The organism is Leclercia sp. J807, from assembly GCF_009734465.1.
In the GTDB taxonomy this organism is placed as follows: domain Bacteria; phylum Pseudomonadota; class Gammaproteobacteria; order Enterobacterales; family Enterobacteriaceae; genus Enterobacter.
Genome location: NZ_CP046446.1, coordinates 3,651,684 through 3,670,614, shown reverse-complemented (window position 1 = coordinate 3,670,614; position 18,931 = coordinate 3,651,684). Strand labels below are relative to the sequence as shown.

Here is an 18,931-nt window from a genome sequence, read left to right as displayed (position 1 = left end):
ACCTTCGGATTAACCGGCGTTTGCCTTCACGATCTCATCGATCAGTTTATTCACCGGCTCAAGGCTGATCTCGCGGGCATTACTTTCGTAGGCCGGGTTCGAACGTGCCTGGTTTGCCAGCATCTGGCCGTCACGGTTGGAGGTGTCCACCGTCACCAGCGTGGAGAGGCCAATACGCAGCGGATGGTCCGCCAGCTGTTTCTCATCCAGCTCGATACGCACCGGCAGACGCTGAACCACTTTGATCCAGTTCCCGGTGGCATTCTGTGCAGGCAGCAGCGAGAAGGCGCTGCCGGTCCCCATATCCAGCCCCACCACTTTACCGGTGTACTTCACGTCGTCGCCGTAGATGTCGCTGACGACCGTGGCGGTCTGGCCGATACGCATATGCGCCAGCTGGGTCTCTTTGAAGTTGGCGTCAATCCACAGGTTGGTTGCCGGCACCACCGCCATCAGCGGGGTGGAGGAGGTGATCTGCGCGCCAGGCTGCACCGAACGACGGGAAACGTAGCCGGTCATTGGGCTGACGATTTTGGTACGCTGCAGTGCCAGCCAGGCGTTACGGACTTCGGTCGCCGCCTGTTTTACCGCCGGTTGCTGGTCGAGCGTAGTATTCAGCACGATCGCCTGATTGGCGTTATATTGCTGAAGGGCCACATCCAGCTGAGCCTGCGCGCTGGCGACCGCGTCACGGGCGTGTTGCAGCTCTTCGCGGCCAATCAGATTGGCCGAACCCAGCGGGACGCGACGATTAAGGTCGCTCTGGGCCTGGGCGAGGGCGGTTTTCTGCACGTCAATATTGGCCTGCAGCTGTTTGCTGTTGATCATCAGCTGGCGGGTCTGACGTACGCTCGAGGCCAGCTCAGTCTGCGCTTTTTCAAACGCCTGCTGGGCATCGGTCGGATCGAGCGTCACCAGCACATCACCTTTTTGCACAAAGTCGGTATTGTCAGCCCAGACTTTCGTCACGCTGCCCGACACCTGCGCCATAATCTGAACCTGGTTCCCTGCCACATACGCGTCATCCGTCTCTTCACTATGACGCAGTACTAAAAACCAATAGATCCCATATGCCACGGCAATGATAATAAAGAGCAAGGTCAGCAGCAGAAGGGCGCGCTTGCGTTTGCCTTTCTTGTTGACCGGTTGCTGCGGGGTTGTGTTCTCCGCATTTGCGCTCATGTTGTTCTCCACGATCTTATTATTTCACATCGGCTGAGCCGACCTGTTATCAGAAAGGCCAGCACGATGAGATGCTGGCCTGACGGTTTTCTTATTAATCTGGATTTTGGAGCGTGTCGTCGCGTTAGCGCAGCGCCTCAAGAACAGCGCCATCTTCATCCATCTGGTCCAGACGGGTGAGCAGCTTACGGGTGATATGCTCAAGCTGATCTTTCTCTGCGTTACTTAAAGACGACCAGAGTTGATGCAGGCAGTTGTGCTGAGGTGGGAGCACCTCGCGCAGGAATTCGTGACCTTTCTCGGTCAGTTGCAGGTGCAGACAACGGCGGTCGTTGTCACTTTCGCGGCGCTCAATCCAGCCACGTTTTTCAAGCTCATCGGCAATACGGGTCGCATTGGTACGGGACGAACCCAGCGCGCAACTCAGCTCCGAAGGCTGAATGCTGTGATTTTCCTGAGACTCCAGCGTAATCAACGCCATAAATAACGTCTCGTTAATCCCTTGAGCTTTCAGCATTTTATTGCGATTTTCCAGCAGTTTACCCTGCATGTGCATGCAGAGACGCGTTAACAGGATCTCCTGATAAGGGAAATCTGCATAGCGACTGGCGCGAAATTTAAGCATTTGTTCAATGGGCGTAAACGAACTATCCATTTGGGCATAACCTCATTAATTACAGCCGATATAGTAACGACAGTGACAAATAATGTAAATGAATTATTTGTGCGGATAAAATCCGCAAGACGAATTTCACTGTCATCAAGAGCCGGGTTGATCCGTGACCCGGTAAGCACAGAAAAGAGGGGGTAACGCTGGCAAAACGGGGATGGGTCATCAGGCGTAAGCTATTCATGCGGTATTCTAATATATTACCCACATAAAAATTTTCGGTATAAATGATTGCGTACCTTAACAGACTGAGGGGCTCCTTAACACCCTGAGAGCCCCAAACTTATGTAAACCTTATTGAATAGCCTCCTGACGGTGATAACCGCGCCACCAGACCAGCAGGTTAAGCAGCGCCATCACCGCCCCGACCGCACACACGCCCGTCCAGCCGGCATGCTGCCACGCCGAGGCCGAAATGAGCGACCCGGCCGCACCGCCGATAAAGTAGCTGGTCATATACCCGGCCGTCAGGCGGTTACGGGCATCCGGCTTAACGCGGTAAATCACGGTCTGGTTGGTGATATGCACCCCCTGCACGGTCAGGTCGAGCACCAGGATGCCGACAATCAGCGCCAGCACCGAGACATGTCCGTACCAGATTGCCGCCCAGGAGAGCAGCAGCATCACCAGACCGGCGGTGGTGGTGAGGTGCGATTTGCCCTTGTCCGCCAGGCCACCCGCAGGACGTGCCCCCAGCGCACCGGCAGCCCCGGCCAGACCAAACAGACCGATCACCCCTTCGGAATAGTTAAACGGCGGAGAAGCCAGCAGGAAGGCCATCGAGGTCCAGAGGATGCTGAAGTTGGCGAAGGTAAAACAGCCGAGCAACGCCCGGGTACGTAGCAGTTTATCCTTTATGAACAGGCTAAAGACGGAGCCCAGCAGCTGCGGATAGTTGAGATGAGTTTCTGACTTCACCTTCGGCAGACCGCGCCACAGCGCCAGCGCCATTACCACCATCAGCACCGAGGCGACCCAGTAGACGGTGCGCCAGCCCCCGATACCCGCCAGTAAGCCCGCAACGGTACGCGCCAGTAAAATCCCCAGCAGCAGGCCGCTCATAATGGTGCCCACCACCTTACCGCGTTTTTCCGGCGAGGCGAGGGTGGCGGCGAGCGGCACCAGAATCTGCGCCACCACCGAGAAGAGACCGGTCAGGGCGGTGCCGAGGATCATCATGCTCAGTGACTGGCTGGAGGCGGTGATCAACATCCCGCCCGCGGCCAGCAGCGTCATGGAGACAATCATCGCCCGGCGTTCAAACATATCCCCCAGCGGGACGAGGAACAGCAGACCAACGGCGTATCCCAGCTGGGCGGCGGTAACGATAAAACCGGCTGAGCTTGCCGAGAGCGAGAAGTTGCGGGCGATGGTTTCCAGCAGGGGTTGCGCATAGTAATTGCTGGCGACCGCCAGACCGGTTGCCACTGACATCAGCAGAATAAGCGCGGGGCTAAGCCCTTGAGTTGTTTTTGTCATTTGGTTTCGAAATCATTAGTTAAGTGATTATTTTTTCGTAAACCATAATAACGGATGAAGTGAGGGGGCGGGGAGTTGTTAAGTGATGGATCGTGCGGTCTGCTCCCCTCACGGGAGAGAGGAGCAGAGTAGCGTTACTTCTGTGCCGCCAGGGCTTCATTTACCCATGCATCAAACTGCTGCTGGTGGGCTTTGATCCAGCCATCGATATGGCCCTGCACATCGGCCTCAGATGACTTGCCGGCATGCATCATCGCGTTCTGGGCGTTGATGTCCGCCAGCGGCAGCTTCATGACCGAGAACAGCTTCGCCGCCGCCGGGTTTTTCTCAGCCCAGGCTTTGTTGGCCACAATATGCATCGTGTTGACCGGGAAGCCATAGTTCATGCCGTTCGGCAGTTTGGTGTCGATATCCTTCTGCTCGCCAGGCAGGGAGGAGAATGGCACCTGCAACCAGACCACATCTTTACCCGGCTTCAGCACGTCGCTCACCCAGTATGGCGTCCAGGTGTAATAGATGACCGGTTTACCCTCTTTAAAGCGGGCAATGGTGTCCGCCATCATCGCCGAGTAATTCCCGTGACTGACGTCCACGGTTTTCGCCAGGTCGAAGGCTTTGTTCTGGTGGTTAATCACCGCTTCGCAGCCCCAGCCCGGCGAGCAGCCCATCATGTCGGCTTTGCCATCACCGTTGGTATCGAACAGCTTCGCAATCTTCGGATCTTTCAGCTGCTCAATATTGGTGATGTGGTACTGGTCGGCGGTTTTCTTGTCGATCAGATAACCCTGCGCCGCACCGGAGACAAAGGTCCCTTCACGGTAGAACTTCTTGTCGCCGCCCGCCGCGCTGTACATGTCGTCATGCAGCGGCTGCCAGTTCACGGCAGTAAAGGTGGCATCGCCGGAGGCAATGGAGGTATAGCCAACGTTGTAATCCACTTCGCTGGGCTTGTTGACGGTATAACCCAGCTTCTCCAGCGCCCGGCTGACCAGCCCGGTCTGGAATGACTCTTCGGAGATGGTGCTCTGGACCGGTTGCACGGTAATACCGGTGCCCGGCAGGTCGGCAGCGAATGCGCTGGTAGAGGCAAGGGTGGCAAACGCTGTGGCAAAAAGTACGCTATGTCGCATCGTTGTTCCTTATTTAGACGTTGTGAATGGGCGGGTAAGCAACCCGACAGGGCCGGTGGTATACCAGCGACGGTTGCCGCGACTGCGTGCATCACGACCGACAGCCTGGGTCAGGCGGTCAAGGATAATGGCGAGGATCACGATCCCGACGCCACCGACGGTGGCCAGCCCCATATCGAGACGACCAATCCCGCGCAGCACCATCTGGCCCAGACCGCCCACGGCGATCATCGAGGCGATCACCACCATCGACAGGGCCAGCATCAGGGTCTGGTTCACACCCGCCATAATGGTCGGCATCGCCAGCGGCAGTTGCACCTTAAAGAGCATCTGACGCGGGCTGGCACCAAACGAGCGCGAGGCTTCGATCAGATCCGCCGGGACCTGGTTAATGCCCAGAATGGTCAGACGCACAATCGGCGGCAGGGCGAAGATAATGGTCACCACCACGCCCGGCACGTTACCGATGCCGAACAGCATCACGATAGGCACCAGGTAGACAAACGCCGGGGTGGTCTGCATCGCATCCAGCAGTGGGCGGATAATTTTCGCCGCCCGCGGGCTGCGCGCCAGCCAGATCCCCATCGGCAGGCCGATCACCACGCAGAAGAGCAGGGCGGTCAGCACCAGCGCCAGGGTGATCATCGCCTGGGACCACGCGCCAATGGCGCCGATGGCGATCAGCGAAATCAGCGTGGCGATCCCCATTCCCGCGCTGCCAAACTGCCAGGCAATCAGCGAGAAGAGCACGATGGCGACCGGAGCGGGCATCCCCAGCATCAGCTGCTGGAAGCCGTTGAGGATGTAGTCCACCGGGACGCGGATCCCCTGGAAGACCGGGCGGAAGTGGGTCACCACCCAGTCGATTCCCTCCGTCACCCAGCGGTCGAGCGGGATCAGGGTTTTATGGAACGGATCCATAATATTGAAATGTTCTGGTTCCGGCGCCGGAGCGCTGGTCAGCCAGTCAGCGCCACCGCCGTCGGTGGGTGCTGGCGTAGAAGAGCCCCACGCGTCAGCGGATTGCGCCGCGCTGTCCGCCGCCTCTGTAGTTCCCCACGGGTTAGATTGATCAGCCATTGTTTGCCCCCTCGCGATCTAAAGCCTGCAGCAGCATACGTTTTGAAATGATGCCGACGTACTGTTGTTCCTCTCCAATTACCGGCACCGCACAGGGCGCCTGGCCAACGTGGGAGAGCAACTCGCTGAGCGGCGTTTCCGCGTCCACGGCAAGTGGCGCGTCGATTAACGCCGCATCGATCCCCTGACCTTCGCCAAGGGCGGTCTTCAGGGAGTCGATGGAGACCACGCCGACAAATTTATTGCCGCGTTCAACCAGATAACCATATTCCCGGTCCTCATCCTGCAGCAGCTTCAGGGCTGAGCGCGGGCCAAAACCTGGCGTTTTACGGATAATGCCGTTTGGCGTGCGGCGGGCAATATCTTTGGCGCTAAACACCTGGCTAATATCCACGCCACGGAAGAAGGTGCGGACATAATCATTTGCCGGATTATTCAGAATTTCGTCCGGAGTACCCACCTGAACCACTTCGCCGTTTTGCATAATGGCAATACGATCGCCAATTCGCATGGCTTCATCGAGGTCATGGGAAATAAAGACAATGGTGCGCTGATGTCGGGATTGCAGTTTTACCAGCTCGTCCTGCATCTCGGTGCGAATTAATGGATCGAGGGCCGAGAAGGCTTCGTCCATTAATAATATATCGGGGTTGATCGCTAATGCGCGGGCTAATCCCACGCGCTGGCGCATCCCGCCGGAAAGTTCATCCGGATATGCATGGGCGTAATTTTCCAGCCCCACCTGACGCAGCGCATCCAGCGCTTTTTCCTGGCGCTCATTGGCCGGTACGCCGGCTAATTCCATGCCGAAAGCAGTGTTATTTAACACCGTCATATGCGGCATCAGGGCGAACGACTGAAACACCATCGCGATCTTTTTTCTGCGCACCTCGCGGAGCTCGGCGTCCGATATTTTGGCGATATCGACGCCGTCAATCAGCACCTGCCCGCGGGTGGGTTCAATCAGGCGATTGAGAAGGCGAACCATAGTGGATTTACCCGAACCGGATAATCCCATGATGACAAATATCTCGCCTTCTTCAATGGCCAGACTGGCTTCTTTCACGCCAAGCGATAGCCCGGTTTTTTCCAAAATTTTTTCTTTTGAGAGACCTTTTTCAATATATTTGAAAGCCCTCTGCGGGTGCTCGCCAAATACTTTGTAGAGGTTTTTAACTTCTAATTTAATTGCCATGCAATAAAGAATGTCCCGTTATTTATTTAAATCGATAGCGTTACCAGTGAAATAATAAGCAGGCCATACCCTAACATACTCAGATTCTGAGACAACCCTTGCGGCGCTTGTGGCATGAATTTTGCCGTGGTTTGCATGCGGACAATATCGCTCAATTTCCCATGAGATAAGGGCTGAGCGGGAGATGAATTTTTTTGAGATTTTTACCGTGCGGATGGGAAATTTCGCCTGAATCGATGTGATCCAGGCGAATATGACCGGAGAATTACAGCGTAGATCACGAAGAGATATTTGTCAGACATTAAGTGATATATTTCGCATTGAAAACCGATTTATTTCACTTAAAAATCCCAGTCCTGGTCTTCTGTCTCCACCGTTTTTCCCATGACATAGGACGATCCCGACCCGGAGAAAAAATCATGGTTTTCGTCACCATTCGGCGAGAGCGCGGCGAGGATCGCCGGGTTTACCTCCGCCATTTCCGGCGGGAAGAGCGCCTCGTAGCCGAGGTTCATCAGCGCTTTGTTGGCGTTGTAACAGAGGAACGCTTTCACATCCTCCTCCCAGCCCGTTCCGGCATAGAGCTCGTCGGTATAGCTCAACCCGTTATCATACAACTCCATCAGCAGATCCAGCGCAAAACCCTTCAACGCCTCGCGTTCGGCCTCGCTAACTTTCTCCAGCCCTTTCTGATACTTATAGCCAATATAATACCCGTGCACGGCCTCGTCCCGGATGATCAGCCGAATCAGATCCGCAGTATTGGTGAGCTTACCCCGGCTCGACCAGTACATCGGCAGCCAGAAGCCGGAGTAGAAGAGAAACGACTCCAGAAAGACGCTGGCGATCTTCTTCTTCAGCGGTTCGTCGGCGCGATACTGCTCCAGTACCCGCTGGGCTTTACGCTGCAACGTAACGCTATCTTCGCTCCAGCGGTACGCGGTATCCACATCTTTGGTCTGACAAAGCGTCGAGAAGATGGAGCTGTAGGAGCGGGCATGCACCGCCTCCATAAAGCTGATATTCGACATCACTGCCTCTTCGTGCGGGGTCAGCGCATCGTCAATCAGCGCCGGTGCGCCCACCGTATTCTGCACCGTGTCGAGCAGCGTCAGGCCGGTAAAGACGCGGATAGTGAGCTGCTGCTCTTCGTGGCTTAAGGTCTGCCACGCCGGAACGTCGTTCGACAGCGGCACCTTTTCCGGTAGCCAGAAGTTGCTGGTCAGGCGGTTCCATACCTCCAGATCTTTGTCATCTTCAATCTTGTTCCAGTTAATGGCGTGAACCCGGGACAGTTTCATGCTCTCTCCTTACAGCGCGCAGGACACGCAGCCTTCTGTTTCGGTGCCTTCCAGCGCAAGCTGGCGCAGGCGAATGTAGTACAGGGTCTTGATCCCTTTCTTCCACGCATAGATCTGCGCTTTGTTGATGTCGCGGGTGGTGGCGGTGTCCGGGAAGAAGAGCGTCAGCGACAGCCCCTGATCGACATGTTTTGTCGCCTCGGCGTAGGTATCGATAATTTTTTCCGGGCCGATTTCATAGGCATCCTGATAGAGGTCCAGATTCTCATTCGTCATAAACGGGGCAGGGTAGTAGACGCGCCCGGTTTTCCCCTCTTTGCGGATCTCGATTTTCGACACAATCGGGTGGATGCTCGAGGTGGCATGGTTGATGTACGAGATCGACCCGGTGGGCGGTACCGCCTGCAGATTCTGGTTGTAGATGCCGTAGCGTATCACGTCGTCGCGCAGCTGTTGCCACATCGCCCGCGTTGGCAGGCGGACCCCGGCGCGGGTAAACAGCGCCCGCACTTTTTCCGTTTTTGGCTGCCAGTCGCCGCTGAGGTACAGGTTAAAGTACTCTCCGCTGGCGTAACGCGACTGCTCAAAACCGGCGAATCGCTGCCCTTTTTCACGGGCCAGCATCATTGAGGTGTTCAGCGCGTGCCAGGTGATGGTGTAGAAGTAGAGGTTGGTGAAATCCAGCCCCTCCGGACTCCCGTAGGCAATGCCCTCTCGCGCCAGATAGCCGTGCAGATTCATCTGCCCCAGCCCAATGGCGTGCGAGGCGGCATTCCCGGCCTCTACCGACGGCACGCTGCGGATGTGGCTCATCTCCGACACTGCCGACAGGCCGCGTACCGCGGTCTCAACGGTGCGGCCAAAGTCCGGCGAGTCCATGGTGTGGGCAATATTCAGCGAGCCCAGATTGCAGGAGATATCGTGCCCGATACGGGCGTAGTCCAGGTTCTCGTCATAGGTTGAAGGGCTGTTAACCTGCAAAATCTCCGAGCAGAGGTTGCTCATATTGATGCGCCCGGCAATGGGGCTGGCGCGGTTGACCGTGTCCTCGTACATGATGTAGGGATAGCCGGACTCAAACTGGATCTCGGCCAGCCGCTGGAAGAACTCTCGGGCGTTGAGGGTTTTTTTGCGGATCCGCGTATCTGCCACCATCTCGTCATACAGCTCGCTCACCGCCACATCGCCAAACGGCTTACCGTAGATGCGCTCCACGTCGTAAGGGGAAAAGAGCGCCATATCGGCATTCTCTTTTGCCAGCCGGAAGGTGATATCCGGGATCACCACCCCCAGGGAGAGGGTTTTGATGCGAATTTTTTCGTCGGCGTTTTCGCGTTTGGTATCAAGAAAACGCATGATGTCCGGGTGATGGGCATGAAGATAGACCGCCCCGGCCCCCTGGCGCGCGCCGAGCTGGTTGGCGTAGGAGAAGGCATCTTCCAGCATCTTCATCACCGGGATCACCCCGGAGGACTGGTTCTCGATGCGCTTGATGGGCGCCCCCGCTTCCCGCAGGTTCGAGAGTAAAAAGGCCACGCCGCCGCCGCGTTTGGAAAGTTGTAGTGCCGAATTGACCGCCCGGCCAATCGACTCCATGTTGTCTTCAATACGCAGCAGGAAACAGGAGACCAGCTCCCCGCGCTGCGCTTTGCCGCCGTTGAGGAAGGTAGGCGTGGCGGGCTGAAAACGCCCGGAAAGGATCTCATCCGTCAGCTGGCGGGCCAGCGTTTCATCTCCCTGGGCCAGGGTCAGGGCGACCATCACCACCCGATCCTCAAAGCTCTCCAGATAGCGCTTTCCGTCGAAAGTTTTCAACGTATAGCTGGTGTAAAACTTCCAGGCGCCGAGGAAGGTCTGAAAACGAAAACCGCTGGCATGGGCATGGGCAAAGAGCGCCAGCACAAAGCTGCTCTCATAGCGCGCCAGCACCCGTGGGTCGTAGTAACCTTCCCTGAGCAGGTAGTCCAGACGCGCCTGCGGGCTGGCAAAGGTCACGCTGTTGGGGCGGACATGGGCGTTAAAAAAGGCGTCCACCGCCTCATGATCTTTGCTGAACTGGATCTTCCCGTCACCATCGTACAGGTTCAGCATGGCGTTCAGGGCATGGAAATCCTGCGATCCCTGCATCACGCGTTCTGCGGTTGTCGTTGCCAAAATTCGTTTACTCCTTTACGCACGTTGTCGACGTCCTGCTGTGTCCCCATCAGCTCAAAGCGATAGAGGTACGGCACGCCGCACTTTTGTGAGATGACATCCCCGGCGCGGCAGAAGGCATCGCCGAAATTACGGTTGCCGGCGGCGATCACCCCGCGGATAAGCCCCCGGTTATGGGGATCGTTAAGAAAGCGGATCGCCTGGCGCGGTACCGCCCCGGCGGTTCCACCGCCGCCGTAGCTGGGCACCACCAGAATAAAAGGCTCGTCCACCTGAATGCGCTCCCGCTCGTTCAGCGGGATCCGCACGGCGGGCAGCCCGAGGCGCACGATAAAGCGGTGCGTGTTCTCCGAGCTGCTGGAGAAGTAGACGAGCAGGCTCATGCCCGGGCGGCCTGCGCAGCCTGCGGCAGCCGGTTAATCAGATCTGGACGGAACCCCGACCAGCTCATCTCCCCGGCGACCACCACCGGCAACTGGCGGAACCCCTGGGCTTTAAGCCTCTCTGCCGCGTCGGCAACCTGATCCACATTCACCAGTTCGAAGCTCACGCCCCGACTCTCCATGGCGCGTTTGGTGGCATGGCACTGCACACAGTTGTCACGAGTGTAAATAATAATGCGCATGATTCGTATTTCCATTTAAAGTGGGGGTCCAACGCGATTGAACGCGTCACCAGGAGTCTGTCTTGCTAAAAGGAATACTAGATGTAGTTATCTAAACTTTCAACCACACAAGATATGGGAAATTCAAGCGTATTTGCTGCCGGTAACAACTGTTACGGGAAGGGGGGCTATGGCTTATAAAAATGAAAAACCCCAACACCGCAGAGCATTGGGGTAGAAGAGCATAGTTCGGCGTTGGGCGTTACTTACGCAGGGCGAGCAGCGCACCGATGAAGATCCCGACGGCCGCGACGGTACCTACCGCACACATGGGTCTCTCGCGAATAAAGGTGTTCGCACAGTTTATGGCATCGCAGGCAGACTGCTTGCTGGTGGAACATCCATTAAGACGCGCACGGGTTTCGCGCAGTAGCGACCGCGCCTTACGTCTCGCATCTTCCGCTTCGCCCTTCGCATCCGATCCCCAGGATTTCAAAACGCTTTCCAGCGTATCCGCTAATTTCCTGACATCGTTATGGATATCCTGAGCATCGTCCTCAACATCGTTTCGGTTTGATCGGCTAAACATACAATTCTCCCTTGAATTTGCGGTAATAAACAGTTTAGACCACCTTTTTAATATCTGAAGCCGGTCACGGCTTATCAGGCCGTTTATGGATTTTTCTGAAAGCACTGCTAATGCTGAATACGGTAAGGTTGCCCGGCAGGAAATGATAACGAGGAAAGAATATGTATTTACGACCCGATGAGGTTGCGCGCGAACTTGAAAAAGCGGGATTTACGGTGGATGTGGTAACACAAAAAGCATACGGTTATCGTCGTGGCGATAATTATGTTTATGTGAACCGGGAAGCCCGCATGGGGCGCACTGCGCTGATCATTCATCCGACGTTGAAAGAGAGAAGTCTTTCCTTCGCGGAGCCTGCTTCAGAGATGAAAACCAGCGACCATTACCAGCAGTTCCCGCTCTATTTAGGGGGCAATAATCAGGAACATTATGGTATTCCGCATGGTTTCAGTTCCCGCATGGCGCTGGAACGGTTTCTGAAAGGCCTGTTTGGCGACTCGCAATAACGACGCGACTGGCTTTCGCCAGTCGCCGTGTTTCAGGCCTTGACCTGCTGGTACTGGCTCACTTTAAACAGACGTCGGCAGTAGTCGAGGAAATAGCCGTAGACCGCGCCCATCATCATCGACACCACAATATTCGAACTTACAGCAGCGGCGATCTGGTGCCAGTCTGCGCCCACCGTTAATAAAATGGCGACATATACCGGCGACTGGAAGGTGACATAGGCCACCACGTCCGCCAGATTTTTCATCCAGCCGGTAGATGAATAGCGGCGGGCAAAACGCATCACCGCATCGCGGTAGAAACCGTACGGCCATGCAATAAGGATGTTCACCGGCACGGCGACCAGACGTGAAGAAAGTGACTGCTCAAAGGTCATTCCGGAGAGGAATATTTCAATCAGCATGTTCACCACCGAACAGTAGACCACCATTGCAAATGTGTCCGCTACAGCGTGGCGCAGGCGAGACTGCCGTGAGAACATGTTCTGACTCCTGAAGATGATACGATAACGAGGCTAAAGCGGGTTGGGATAGTGCTTTAGTTTGCTTTGTTTTTCGTGTATAGCGTATCTCTCTGCATTGAAACTCTCAATTAGCGATAAATTTTTATTTACTGGCGTTTTGTCCGTAAAATTCTCTAAACGAACCGGTTTTGCCAGTGTTGCGTTATTTTCTTTGTTACTCTCTGTTTTTGTATTTTAAAACAACTACTTAATGTAGCGTTTTTCCGCGTCTGGCATGACCTGTGTTCAGGTAAGGAAAAACGTCCATATCGCAAGGCGGTTATGTTGTTAAAATGATGTTGTGCAGCGTAAAGCTCTGAGATTGATGATTTGGTTTTATGCGATGCAGATGAATGAATATTCGTTTCGCGCCGCGGCGGCTCAACCACTGATGCCGGTAATAGCACAGTGGTAATAAATAATGATTAAACTGCGGTCCTGAATAAATCATTAAAACTGAAAATAACCGTCATTATATATTCTTAATTCCCTGTTGTTTGACCTGAATTATATTTTCGTGCGGTATCGTCTGGATGTTTATAAACAAATGAATTACCATGAGCCGGTATTGATTATTCAGACGACTTTGAAAAGGTTTTCATATTACATGACTTCAATGTTACATAATCTTAATAATATCCGTTCACTTCGCGCGATGGCGCGTGAATTCTCTCTGGACGTGCTGGAAGATATGCTCGAAAAGCTGCGTATTGTCACGGAAGAAAAACGTAATGAGCAGGCTGAGATCGAACAGCAACGTGCCGAGCAGCAGCAAAAAATTAGCGCTCTGCTGGAGATGATGAAAGCTGACGGTATTTCGGCAGAAGACCTGCTGGGTTCCGAGCTGCTGAGCGCCAGCGCGCAGCCGAAAAAGCGCAAGCCGCGTGCTGCAAAATATCGCTATACCGATCTCGATGGCACTGAAAAAACCTGGACCGGCCAGGGCCGTACGCCGAAGCCGATCTCCCTTGCGCTGGCAGAGGGTAAATCACTGGATGATTTCCTGATTTAATGCGCGCAGACCGGGCGGATTCACGCCGCCCGGCAGCACCGGCGCTTAGCAGACGCCGAAATCGCCATCTTCTTTATACAGCGCCACATCCGCTGCTTTCAGGGTGTATTTATCTCCCTGTTCGTTACCTGCCTGCACCGCCACAATCTGATCTTCATGCACTTCGATGACTTTAAGTTTTGGTCCGCCCATGCGCGGCTGTACGAGATCGCCAACAGAAAACATAGTTACCTCCTTATGATGGATGAATTCCGAGCTTAGCCCAGGCGCAGGCCGCGGTACAGCGCGGCGGACGGATTACCCCTTAATCGCCAGCCTAAACCTGTGTAAAGAGGGTAAAAGAGGGTAAAACTTCACGCCAACGCTGGCAGCCGTGCGTAGACTCGCTACCCTTAAAGTTAAAATCTCTTTTTTAACAATGACCTGACTGCTTGTATGGAGAATCTATGGGTTTCTGGCGTATCGTAATTACCATCCTGCTTCCCCCGCTTGGCGTACTGCTGGGCAAAGGCTTTGGCTGGGCCTTTATCCTCAACGTCATCCTGACGCTGCTGGGCTACATCCCCGGCCTTATCCATGCGTTTTGGGTGCATAGCCGCAGCTAATCCCGCCACAGTAAATCACTGTAGATCCCGGTCAGCACCCCCTGGGGCGCAAACTGCTGTTTGATCCAACGGGTGACCAGACCGGTTGCCGCATGCTGCGTGGCAAGCAGCATGCGCGAGTCCTGGCGTGGGTTATTGATGCGCCGCGTCACCAGCAGCCCCGCCTCCACCGCCTCTCTCGCCATATGTTCCGGTAAAAAACCGATCCCCTCGCCCAGAATCTGGCACTGGCATTTGGTATTAAAATCCGGGACCAGGATCGCCTCCTGGCCGTGCAGCAGCCAGCCCACTTTCTTGTTAATGGTATGCGCCGTGTCTTCGACCATGATGTTGGGATACAGACGCAACTGGCTCTCGGCCAGCGGCTCCGGAGCCAGGGCCAGCGGGTGGTCCGGGGCGATGGCAAACACCCAGCGGATCGCGCCAATCTCGGTGTAATCGATCCCGCCGCCGTCCAGCAGGGTATCCGGCGCGCCAATGGCGATGTTCGCCTGATTATTGATGATCGAATCCCAGACGCCGTTATAGACCTCGGTGGTGACGGTGATCTGACAGGTGGGGAACTGTTTCTTTAATACCTGCAACAGGCGGGCGGTGTGGCGCGGCGTATAGAGCAGCTGGTTGATGCAGATCCGCACCCGGGTCTCAATGCCCTGGGAGATGGTATCTATCCCGCGCTTGATGGCGTGGAAGTCATTCAGCAGGTCTACCGCCTTACGGTAAAAGTAAAAGCCCGATTCGGTGAGTTCAATGCTGCGGGTGTTACGCACAAACAGCACCACGTCGAGGCCAGTCTCCATCCGCTTGATGGTGTAGCTGATGGCCGAGGTGGTGACCCCCAGCTCGGTAGCCGCTTTGCTGAAGCTGCTGAAGCGGGCCGCGGTAGTAAACGCCAGCAGGTTCTCTTCGGTAAAGATGGAATTCATATTATGGCTCCCGGCACCCATCAGTTTTGAACATATTTTAACAACGCGGTTACAACTCATTTGAAGCCGGTCACAGTTCTGCTCATTTGCTGCGAGCCGCGCAGCGCAAGGGCTGCGTGAACATAAGCAGAATGCAGCTTAAGGGCCTAAAAAGCGGTAAAACATAAGGAAAAGGTTGCACAGACGCACGTTTTGACCGGACTGTTAAATTTAACTCAACAATGAATTCGCTGTCGATGAATCATTTTTAAGCGGATTCTTTTCTGACCAGGCCATTGCTATGCTCACTCCATCAGAAAGGAAAACCCGGAGTGTGGATATGTCCAGCAATGAACTCGTTACTGAATTTCTGTTAGCCGCCGAGCAGGGGAATGTCGCGGCATTAAACGCCTGTCTGGAAAAAGGGGTGGATATAAATGCCACCAACCGGCAGAAAAGAACCGCCATTATTATCGCCAGCCTGAATAAACACTATTCCTGCGTGGAGCGGCTGATTGCCGCTGGCGCAAATATCGACCAGCAGGATCAGACCTGTTTCAACCCGTTCCTGATTAGCTGTCTGACCAACGATCTCACCCTGCTGCGTCTTGTCCTGCCGGCCAACCCGGATCTCGACAGGCTGACCCGTTTTGGCGGGGTGGGGATCACCCCGGCCAGCGAGAAAGGGCATCTGGAGGTGGTGCAGGAGCTGCTGGCCCGCACCGACATCAACGTTAACCACACCAACTTTGTCGGCTGGACCCCGCTGCTCGAAGCCATTGTGTTAAATGACGGCGGCCCTCGCCAGCAGGCGATCGTGAAGCTACTGCTCGACCACGGCGCCAACCCGCATATGACCGATAAATACGGCAAATCCCCCCTCGAACTGGCGCGGGAGAAAGGCTTCAGCGAGATTGCCGAGCTGCTGATCGCCGCCGGCGCCTGATACTCCCGGCCAGCCGTTTCGCGCTGGCCTGAAATAAAAATAGCTCTTCCCGTCATGCCCTTGGGCGTGATGTGGCCCCCTTTTGCCCGCATTCAGGAGGACGTAATGCCCACCAAAATCGTGATAAAAAAGAATACCTATTTTGATTCTGTTTCGCTGATGTCGGTTTCCACCAAAGCCAACAAATTGCCCGGCGTGGAGCAGGCCTTTGTTGCTATGGCCACCGAAATGAATAAAGGCGTATTAAGAAATCTCGGCCTGCTGACGCCGGAATTAGAAGACGCCAAAAACGGCGATCTGATGATCGTCATTAAAGGCGAGGCCGCCAACGACGAGACGCTGGCCGCCATCGAAGCCCTGTTTACCCGCAAAGAGAGCGCAGGCTCACACGAATCGCGCTACGCCACGCTCGCCAGCGCCAAAACCCACCGTCCGGACGCCAACCTGGCGGTGATCTCGGTCAACGGCACCTTTGCCGCCCGCGAGGCGCGCCAGGCGCTGGAGAACAACCTCAACGTAATGCTCTTCTCCGATAACGTCTCCCTCGACGATGAGCTGGCGCTCAAGCAGCTGGCCCACGAAAAAGGGCTGCTGATGATGGGGCCGGACTGCGGTACCGCCATCATTAACGGGGCAGGGCTCTGCTTTGCCAACGCGGTCCGTCGCGGGTCGATTGGCATCGTCGGCGCCTCCGGCACCGGCAGCCAGGAGCTGAGCGCGCGCATCCACGAGTTCGGGGGTGGCATCTCCCAGCTGATCGGCACCGGCGGTCGCGATTTGAGTGAAAAAATCGGCGGCCTGATGATGCTGGATGCTATCGCCATGCTGGAAGCGGACGACGCCACCCAGGTCATCGCCCTGATCTCCAAACCGCCTGCGCCTGCGGTGGCGGAAAAGGTGCTGGCCCGCGCCCGTGCCTGCCGCAAACCGGTCGTAGTCTGTTTCCTCGGCCGCAATGAACCCCCAGCCGATGAAGCGGGATTAGTGTTTGCCCGCGGTACCAAAGAGGCGGCACTGAAGGCGGTGCTGCTCACCGGGATCAAAAAAGAGTCCCTCGATCTGCACCCGCTCAACTGGCCGCTGATTGAAGAGGTGCGCGCCCACCTGACCCCGCAGCAGAAGTACATTCGCGGTCTGTTCTGCGGCGGCACCCTGTGCGACGAAGCGATGTTCGCCGCGCTGGAGAAATATGACGACGTCTGGAGCAACATCCAGCCGGACCCGGCTAAACGCCTGAAGGACATCAACGTCAGCCAGGCCCATACCTTCCTCGATTTCGGCGATGACGATTTCACCAACGGCAAACCGCACCCGATGATCGATCCGACCAACCGCATCAGCCGTCTGCTGCAGGAGGCGCGCGATCCGGAGGTAGGCGTGATCGTGATGGATTTCGTCCTCGGCTTTGGATCGCATGACGATCCGGTAGGGGTGATGATCGAGGCGATCCAGGAGGCGCAGGCGATCGCGAAAGCCGATAACCGACCGCTGGTCATTCTCGGCTATGTGCTTGGCACCGACCAGGATCCCCAGTCTCTGACGCAGCAGTGCCAGCTGCTCACCGATGCGGGCGTCATCTGGGCCAGCAGCAGTACCAATACCGGATTACTGGCACGTGAATTTGTCTGCAAAGGGGAGAAAGCATAATGACGACCTTATTTAACCAGCCGCTGAATGTGATTAACGTCGGCATCGCCCTGTTCAGCGACGATCTCAAGAAGCAGCACGTTCCGGTCACCCATCTCGACTGGACCCCGCCGGGGCAGGGCAATATGCAGGTCGTTGAGGCGCTGGATCAACTGGCAGAAAACTCGCTGGCGGAGAAAATCGCCGCGGCTAACAAGATTGCCCTTGAGCGCATTATTCAGTCCCACCCGGTGCTGGTGGGTTATGACCAGGCGATCAACGTCGTGCCAGGCATGACCCGCACCACCATCCTGCACGCCGGTCCGCCGGTGGCATGGGAGAACATGTGCGGGGCGATGAAAGGGGCGGTCACCGGCGCGCTGGTGTTCGAAGGGCTGGCGACGGATCTGGAGGAGGCAGCCAGGCTGGCGGCCTCAGGCGAGATCACCTTCTCGCCATGTCACGAACACGACTGCGTGGGGTCGATGGCGGGCGTCACCTCTGCGTCGATGTTTATGCATATCGTCGAGAACAAAACCTACGGCAACCGCGCCTTCACCAACCTCAGCGAGCAGATGGCGAAGATCCTGCGCATGGGGGCCAACGACCAGAGCGTGATCGATCGTCTGAACTGGATGCGTGACGTGCTCGGCCCGATGCTGCGCGACGCCATGAAGATCATCGGTGAAATCGACCTGCGCCTGATGCTGGCCCAGGCGCTGCACATGGGCGACGAGTGCCACAACCGTAATAACGCAGGCACCACGCTGCTGATTCAGGCCCTGACCCCAGGGCTGATCCAGGCGGGCTATCCGGTGGAGCAGCAGCGGCAGGTGTTTGAATTCGTCGCCAGCAGCGACTACTTCTCCGGCCCAACCTGGATGGCGATGTGTAAAGCCGCGCTGGATGCTGCCCACGGCATCGAGTACAGCACCGTGGTCACCACCATGGCGCGCAACGGCTACGAGTTTGGCCTGCGCGTTTCCGGCCTGCCGGGGCAGTGGTTCACCGGTCCGGCGCAGCAGGTGATTGGCCCGATGTTCGCGGGATACAAGCCGGAAGACTCCGGACTGGATATCGGCGACAGCGCCATCACCGAAACCTACGGCATTGGCGGTTTTGCGATGGCGACGGCCCCGGCGATTGTCGCCCTGGTGGGCGGTACGGTGGAAGAAGCCATCGACTTCTCCCGCCAGATGCGCGAGATCACGCTGGGCGAAAACCCGAACGTCACCATTCCGCTCCTCTCGTTTATGGGCGTTCCCACCGCCATCGACATCACCCGCGTGGCGGGCAGCGGTATTCTGCCGGTGATCAACACCGCCATTGCCCATAAAGATGCGGGCATCGGCATGATTGGTGCCGGGATCGTTCATCCGCCATTTAGCTGTTTTGAAAAGGCGCTGTTAGCCTTCCGCGATCGCTATTTCCTTTAAGGTAAGCA

The 18,931-nt window shown here is 56.1% G+C and carries 20 protein-coding genes; 6 read left to right on the top strand and 14 right to left on the bottom strand.

Annotation, left to right across the window (positions count from 1 at the left end):
* Window positions 1-9: 9 nt before the first annotated feature.
* The 11 genes from emrA to GNG26_RS17330 form a co-directional block, all read right to left on the bottom strand.
* Window positions 10-1,182: a multidrug efflux MFS transporter periplasmic adaptor subunit EmrA gene (emrA, locus tag GNG26_RS17380; protein ID WP_103180870.1), complete on the bottom strand. Its 1,173-nt coding sequence runs from the start codon at window positions 1,180-1,182 to the stop codon at window positions 10-12.
* 124 nt (window positions 1,183-1,306) lie between these two features.
* On the bottom strand, window positions 1,307-1,837 hold the full coding sequence (mprA, locus tag GNG26_RS17375; RefSeq protein WP_039029994.1) for a transcriptional repressor MprA: 531 nt from the start codon (window positions 1,835-1,837) through the stop codon (window positions 1,307-1,309).
* Window positions 1,838-2,146: 309 nt separating this feature from the next.
* Window positions 2,147-3,331: an MFS transporter gene (locus tag GNG26_RS17370; RefSeq protein ID WP_156239659.1), complete on the bottom strand. Its 1,185-nt coding sequence runs from the start codon at window positions 3,329-3,331 to the stop codon at window positions 2,147-2,149.
* A gap of 134 nt (window positions 3,332-3,465) precedes the next feature.
* Entirely contained in the window at window positions 3,466-4,461 is a 996-nt protein-coding gene (gene proX / locus GNG26_RS17365; RefSeq protein ID WP_156239658.1) for a glycine betaine/L-proline ABC transporter substrate-binding protein ProX, read from the bottom strand.
* A gap of 9 nt (window positions 4,462-4,470) precedes the next feature.
* Window positions 4,471-5,541, bottom strand: a complete 1,071-nt coding sequence (gene proW / locus GNG26_RS17360) for a glycine betaine/L-proline ABC transporter permease ProW (RefSeq protein WP_114316946.1) — start codon at window positions 5,539-5,541, stop codon at window positions 4,471-4,473.
* On the bottom strand, window positions 5,534-6,736 hold the full coding sequence (gene proV / locus GNG26_RS17355; RefSeq protein WP_156239657.1) for a glycine betaine/L-proline ABC transporter ATP-binding protein ProV: 1,203 nt from the start codon (window positions 6,734-6,736) through the stop codon (window positions 5,534-5,536). The genes proW and proV overlap by 8 nt, the downstream gene beginning before the upstream one ends.
* Before the next feature lie 341 nt (window positions 6,737-7,077).
* Window positions 7,078-8,037 (bottom strand): class 1b ribonucleoside-diphosphate reductase subunit beta, encoded by a 960-nt coding sequence (gene nrdF / locus GNG26_RS17350; RefSeq protein ID WP_156239656.1) that lies wholly within the window; start codon window positions 8,035-8,037, stop codon window positions 7,078-7,080.
* 9 nt (window positions 8,038-8,046) lie between these two features.
* Window positions 8,047-10,191 carry a class 1b ribonucleoside-diphosphate reductase subunit alpha gene (nrdE, locus tag GNG26_RS17345; protein ID WP_156239655.1) on the bottom strand — a complete coding sequence of 715 codons (2,145 nt, stop codon included), beginning with the start codon at window positions 10,189-10,191 and terminating at the stop codon, window positions 8,047-8,049.
* Entirely contained in the window at window positions 10,164-10,574 is a 411-nt protein-coding gene (nrdI, locus tag GNG26_RS17340) for a class Ib ribonucleoside-diphosphate reductase assembly flavoprotein NrdI (RefSeq protein ID WP_103822649.1), read from the bottom strand. Before nrdI ends, nrdE begins: the two co-directional genes overlap by 28 nt.
* Window positions 10,571-10,816: a glutaredoxin-like protein NrdH gene (gene nrdH / locus GNG26_RS17335; protein WP_180209177.1), complete on the bottom strand. Its 246-nt coding sequence runs from the start codon at window positions 10,814-10,816 to the stop codon at window positions 10,571-10,573. Before nrdH ends, nrdI begins: the two co-directional genes overlap by 4 nt.
* A 241-nt stretch (window positions 10,817-11,057) precedes the next feature.
* Complete coding sequence (locus tag GNG26_RS17330) at window positions 11,058-11,384, bottom strand: DUF883 family protein (protein ID WP_103822647.1); 327 nt, start codon at window positions 11,382-11,384, stop codon at window positions 11,058-11,060.
* Between the two features lie 161 nt (window positions 11,385-11,545).
* Here GNG26_RS17330 and GNG26_RS17325 point away from each other — a divergent pair, with 161 nt between their 5' ends.
* On the top strand, window positions 11,546-11,890 hold the full coding sequence (locus GNG26_RS17325) for a DUF2002 family protein (protein WP_039030004.1): 345 nt from the start codon (window positions 11,546-11,548) through the stop codon (window positions 11,888-11,890).
* A gap of 32 nt (window positions 11,891-11,922) precedes the next feature.
* On the opposite strand, the gene alaE is transcribed toward GNG26_RS17325, so the two are convergent.
* Entirely contained in the window at window positions 11,923-12,372 is a 450-nt protein-coding gene (gene alaE / locus GNG26_RS17320; RefSeq protein ID WP_103822646.1) for an L-alanine exporter AlaE, read from the bottom strand.
* A 628-nt stretch (window positions 12,373-13,000) separates the two neighbouring features.
* Here alaE and stpA point away from each other — a divergent pair.
* Entirely contained in the window at window positions 13,001-13,405 is a 405-nt protein-coding gene (gene stpA, locus GNG26_RS17315) for a DNA-binding protein StpA (protein WP_103822955.1), read from the top strand.
* A 45-nt stretch (window positions 13,406-13,450) separates the two neighbouring features.
* On the opposite strand, the gene GNG26_RS17310 is transcribed toward stpA, so the two are convergent.
* On the bottom strand, window positions 13,451-13,630 hold the full coding sequence (locus GNG26_RS17310; RefSeq protein ID WP_103822645.1) for a hypothetical protein: 180 nt from the start codon (window positions 13,628-13,630) through the stop codon (window positions 13,451-13,453).
* A gap of 221 nt (window positions 13,631-13,851) precedes the next feature.
* On the opposite strand from GNG26_RS17310, the gene GNG26_RS17305 reads away from it, so the two are divergent.
* Window positions 13,852-14,010 carry a YqaE/Pmp3 family membrane protein gene (locus GNG26_RS17305; protein WP_156239654.1) on the top strand — a complete coding sequence of 53 codons (159 nt, stop codon included), beginning with the start codon at window positions 13,852-13,854 and terminating at the stop codon, window positions 14,008-14,010.
* Here the strand turns inward: GNG26_RS17305 and GNG26_RS17300 are convergent.
* Complete coding sequence (locus GNG26_RS17300) at window positions 14,007-14,936, bottom strand: LysR substrate-binding domain-containing protein (protein WP_103822643.1); 930 nt, start codon at window positions 14,934-14,936, stop codon at window positions 14,007-14,009. The genes GNG26_RS17305 and GNG26_RS17300 overlap by 4 nt on opposite strands.
* A 319-nt stretch (window positions 14,937-15,255) precedes the next feature.
* On the opposite strand from GNG26_RS17300, the gene GNG26_RS17295 reads away from it, so the two are divergent.
* The 3 genes from GNG26_RS17295 (at window position 15,256) to GNG26_RS17285 (ending at window position 18,923) form a co-directional block, all read left to right on the top strand.
* Entirely contained in the window at window positions 15,256-15,861 is a 606-nt protein-coding gene (locus GNG26_RS17295) for an ankyrin repeat domain-containing protein (RefSeq protein ID WP_114316953.1), read from the top strand.
* Between the two features lie 105 nt (window positions 15,862-15,966).
* Window positions 15,967-17,508 carry an acyl-CoA synthetase FdrA gene (fdrA, locus tag GNG26_RS17290; RefSeq protein ID WP_156239653.1) on the top strand — a complete coding sequence of 514 codons (1,542 nt, stop codon included), beginning with the start codon at window positions 15,967-15,969 and terminating at the stop codon, window positions 17,506-17,508.
* Window positions 17,508-18,923: a DUF1116 domain-containing protein gene (locus GNG26_RS17285; RefSeq protein ID WP_197080110.1), complete on the top strand. Its 1,416-nt coding sequence runs from the start codon at window positions 17,508-17,510 to the stop codon at window positions 18,921-18,923. Before fdrA ends, GNG26_RS17285 begins: the two co-directional genes overlap by 1 nt.
* Window positions 18,924-18,931 lie beyond the last annotated feature (8 nt).

Bases quoted from the DNA above. Each gene is read 5' to 3' on its own strand.
- emrA (WP_103180870.1), bottom strand. From the start codon at position 1,182: ATGAGCGCAAATGCGGAGAACACAACCCCGCAGCAACCGGTCAACAAG.
- mprA (WP_039029994.1), bottom strand. From the start codon at position 1,837: ATGGATAGTTCGTTTACGCCCATTGAACAAATGCTTAAATTTCGCGCC.
- GNG26_RS17370 (WP_156239659.1), bottom strand. From the start codon at position 3,331: ATGACAAAAACAACTCAAGGGCTTAGCCCCGCGCTTATTCTGCTGATG.
- proX (WP_156239658.1), bottom strand. From the start codon at position 4,461: ATGCGACATAGCGTACTTTTTGCCACAGCGTTTGCCACCCTTGCCTCT.
- proW (WP_114316946.1), bottom strand. From the start codon at position 5,541: ATGGCTGATCAATCTAACCCGTGGGGAACTACAGAGGCGGCGGACAGC.
- proV (WP_156239657.1), bottom strand. From the start codon at position 6,736: ATGGCAATTAAATTAGAAGTTAAAAACCTCTACAAAGTATTTGGCGAG.
- nrdF (WP_156239656.1), bottom strand. From the start codon at position 8,037: ATGAAACTGTCCCGGGTTCACGCCATTAACTGGAACAAGATTGAAGAT.
- nrdI (WP_103822649.1), bottom strand. From the start codon at position 10,574: ATGAGCCTGCTCGTCTACTTCTCCAGCAGCTCGGAGAACACGCACCGC.
- nrdH (WP_180209177.1), bottom strand. From the start codon at position 10,816: ATGCGCATTATTATTTACACTCGTGACAACTGTGTGCAGTGCCATGCC.
- GNG26_RS17330 (WP_103822647.1), bottom strand. From the start codon at position 11,384: ATGTTTAGCCGATCAAACCGAAACGATGTTGAGGACGATGCTCAGGAT.
- GNG26_RS17325 (WP_039030004.1), top strand. From the start codon at position 11,546: ATGTATTTACGACCCGATGAGGTTGCGCGCGAACTTGAAAAAGCGGGA.
- alaE (WP_103822646.1), bottom strand. From the start codon at position 12,372: ATGTTCTCACGGCAGTCTCGCCTGCGCCACGCTGTAGCGGACACATTT.
- stpA (WP_103822955.1), top strand. From the start codon at position 13,001: ATGACTTCAATGTTACATAATCTTAATAATATCCGTTCACTTCGCGCG.
- GNG26_RS17310 (WP_103822645.1), bottom strand. From the start codon at position 13,630: ATGTTTTCTGTTGGCGATCTCGTACAGCCGCGCATGGGCGGACCAAAA.
- GNG26_RS17305 (WP_156239654.1), top strand. From the start codon at position 13,852: ATGGGTTTCTGGCGTATCGTAATTACCATCCTGCTTCCCCCGCTTGGC.
- GNG26_RS17300 (WP_103822643.1), bottom strand. From the start codon at position 14,936: ATGAATTCCATCTTTACCGAAGAGAACCTGCTGGCGTTTACTACCGCG.
- GNG26_RS17295 (WP_114316953.1), top strand. From the start codon at position 15,256: ATGTCCAGCAATGAACTCGTTACTGAATTTCTGTTAGCCGCCGAGCAG.
- fdrA (WP_156239653.1), top strand. From the start codon at position 15,967: ATGCCCACCAAAATCGTGATAAAAAAGAATACCTATTTTGATTCTGTT.
- GNG26_RS17285 (WP_197080110.1), top strand. From the start codon at position 17,508: ATGACGACCTTATTTAACCAGCCGCTGAATGTGATTAACGTCGGCATC.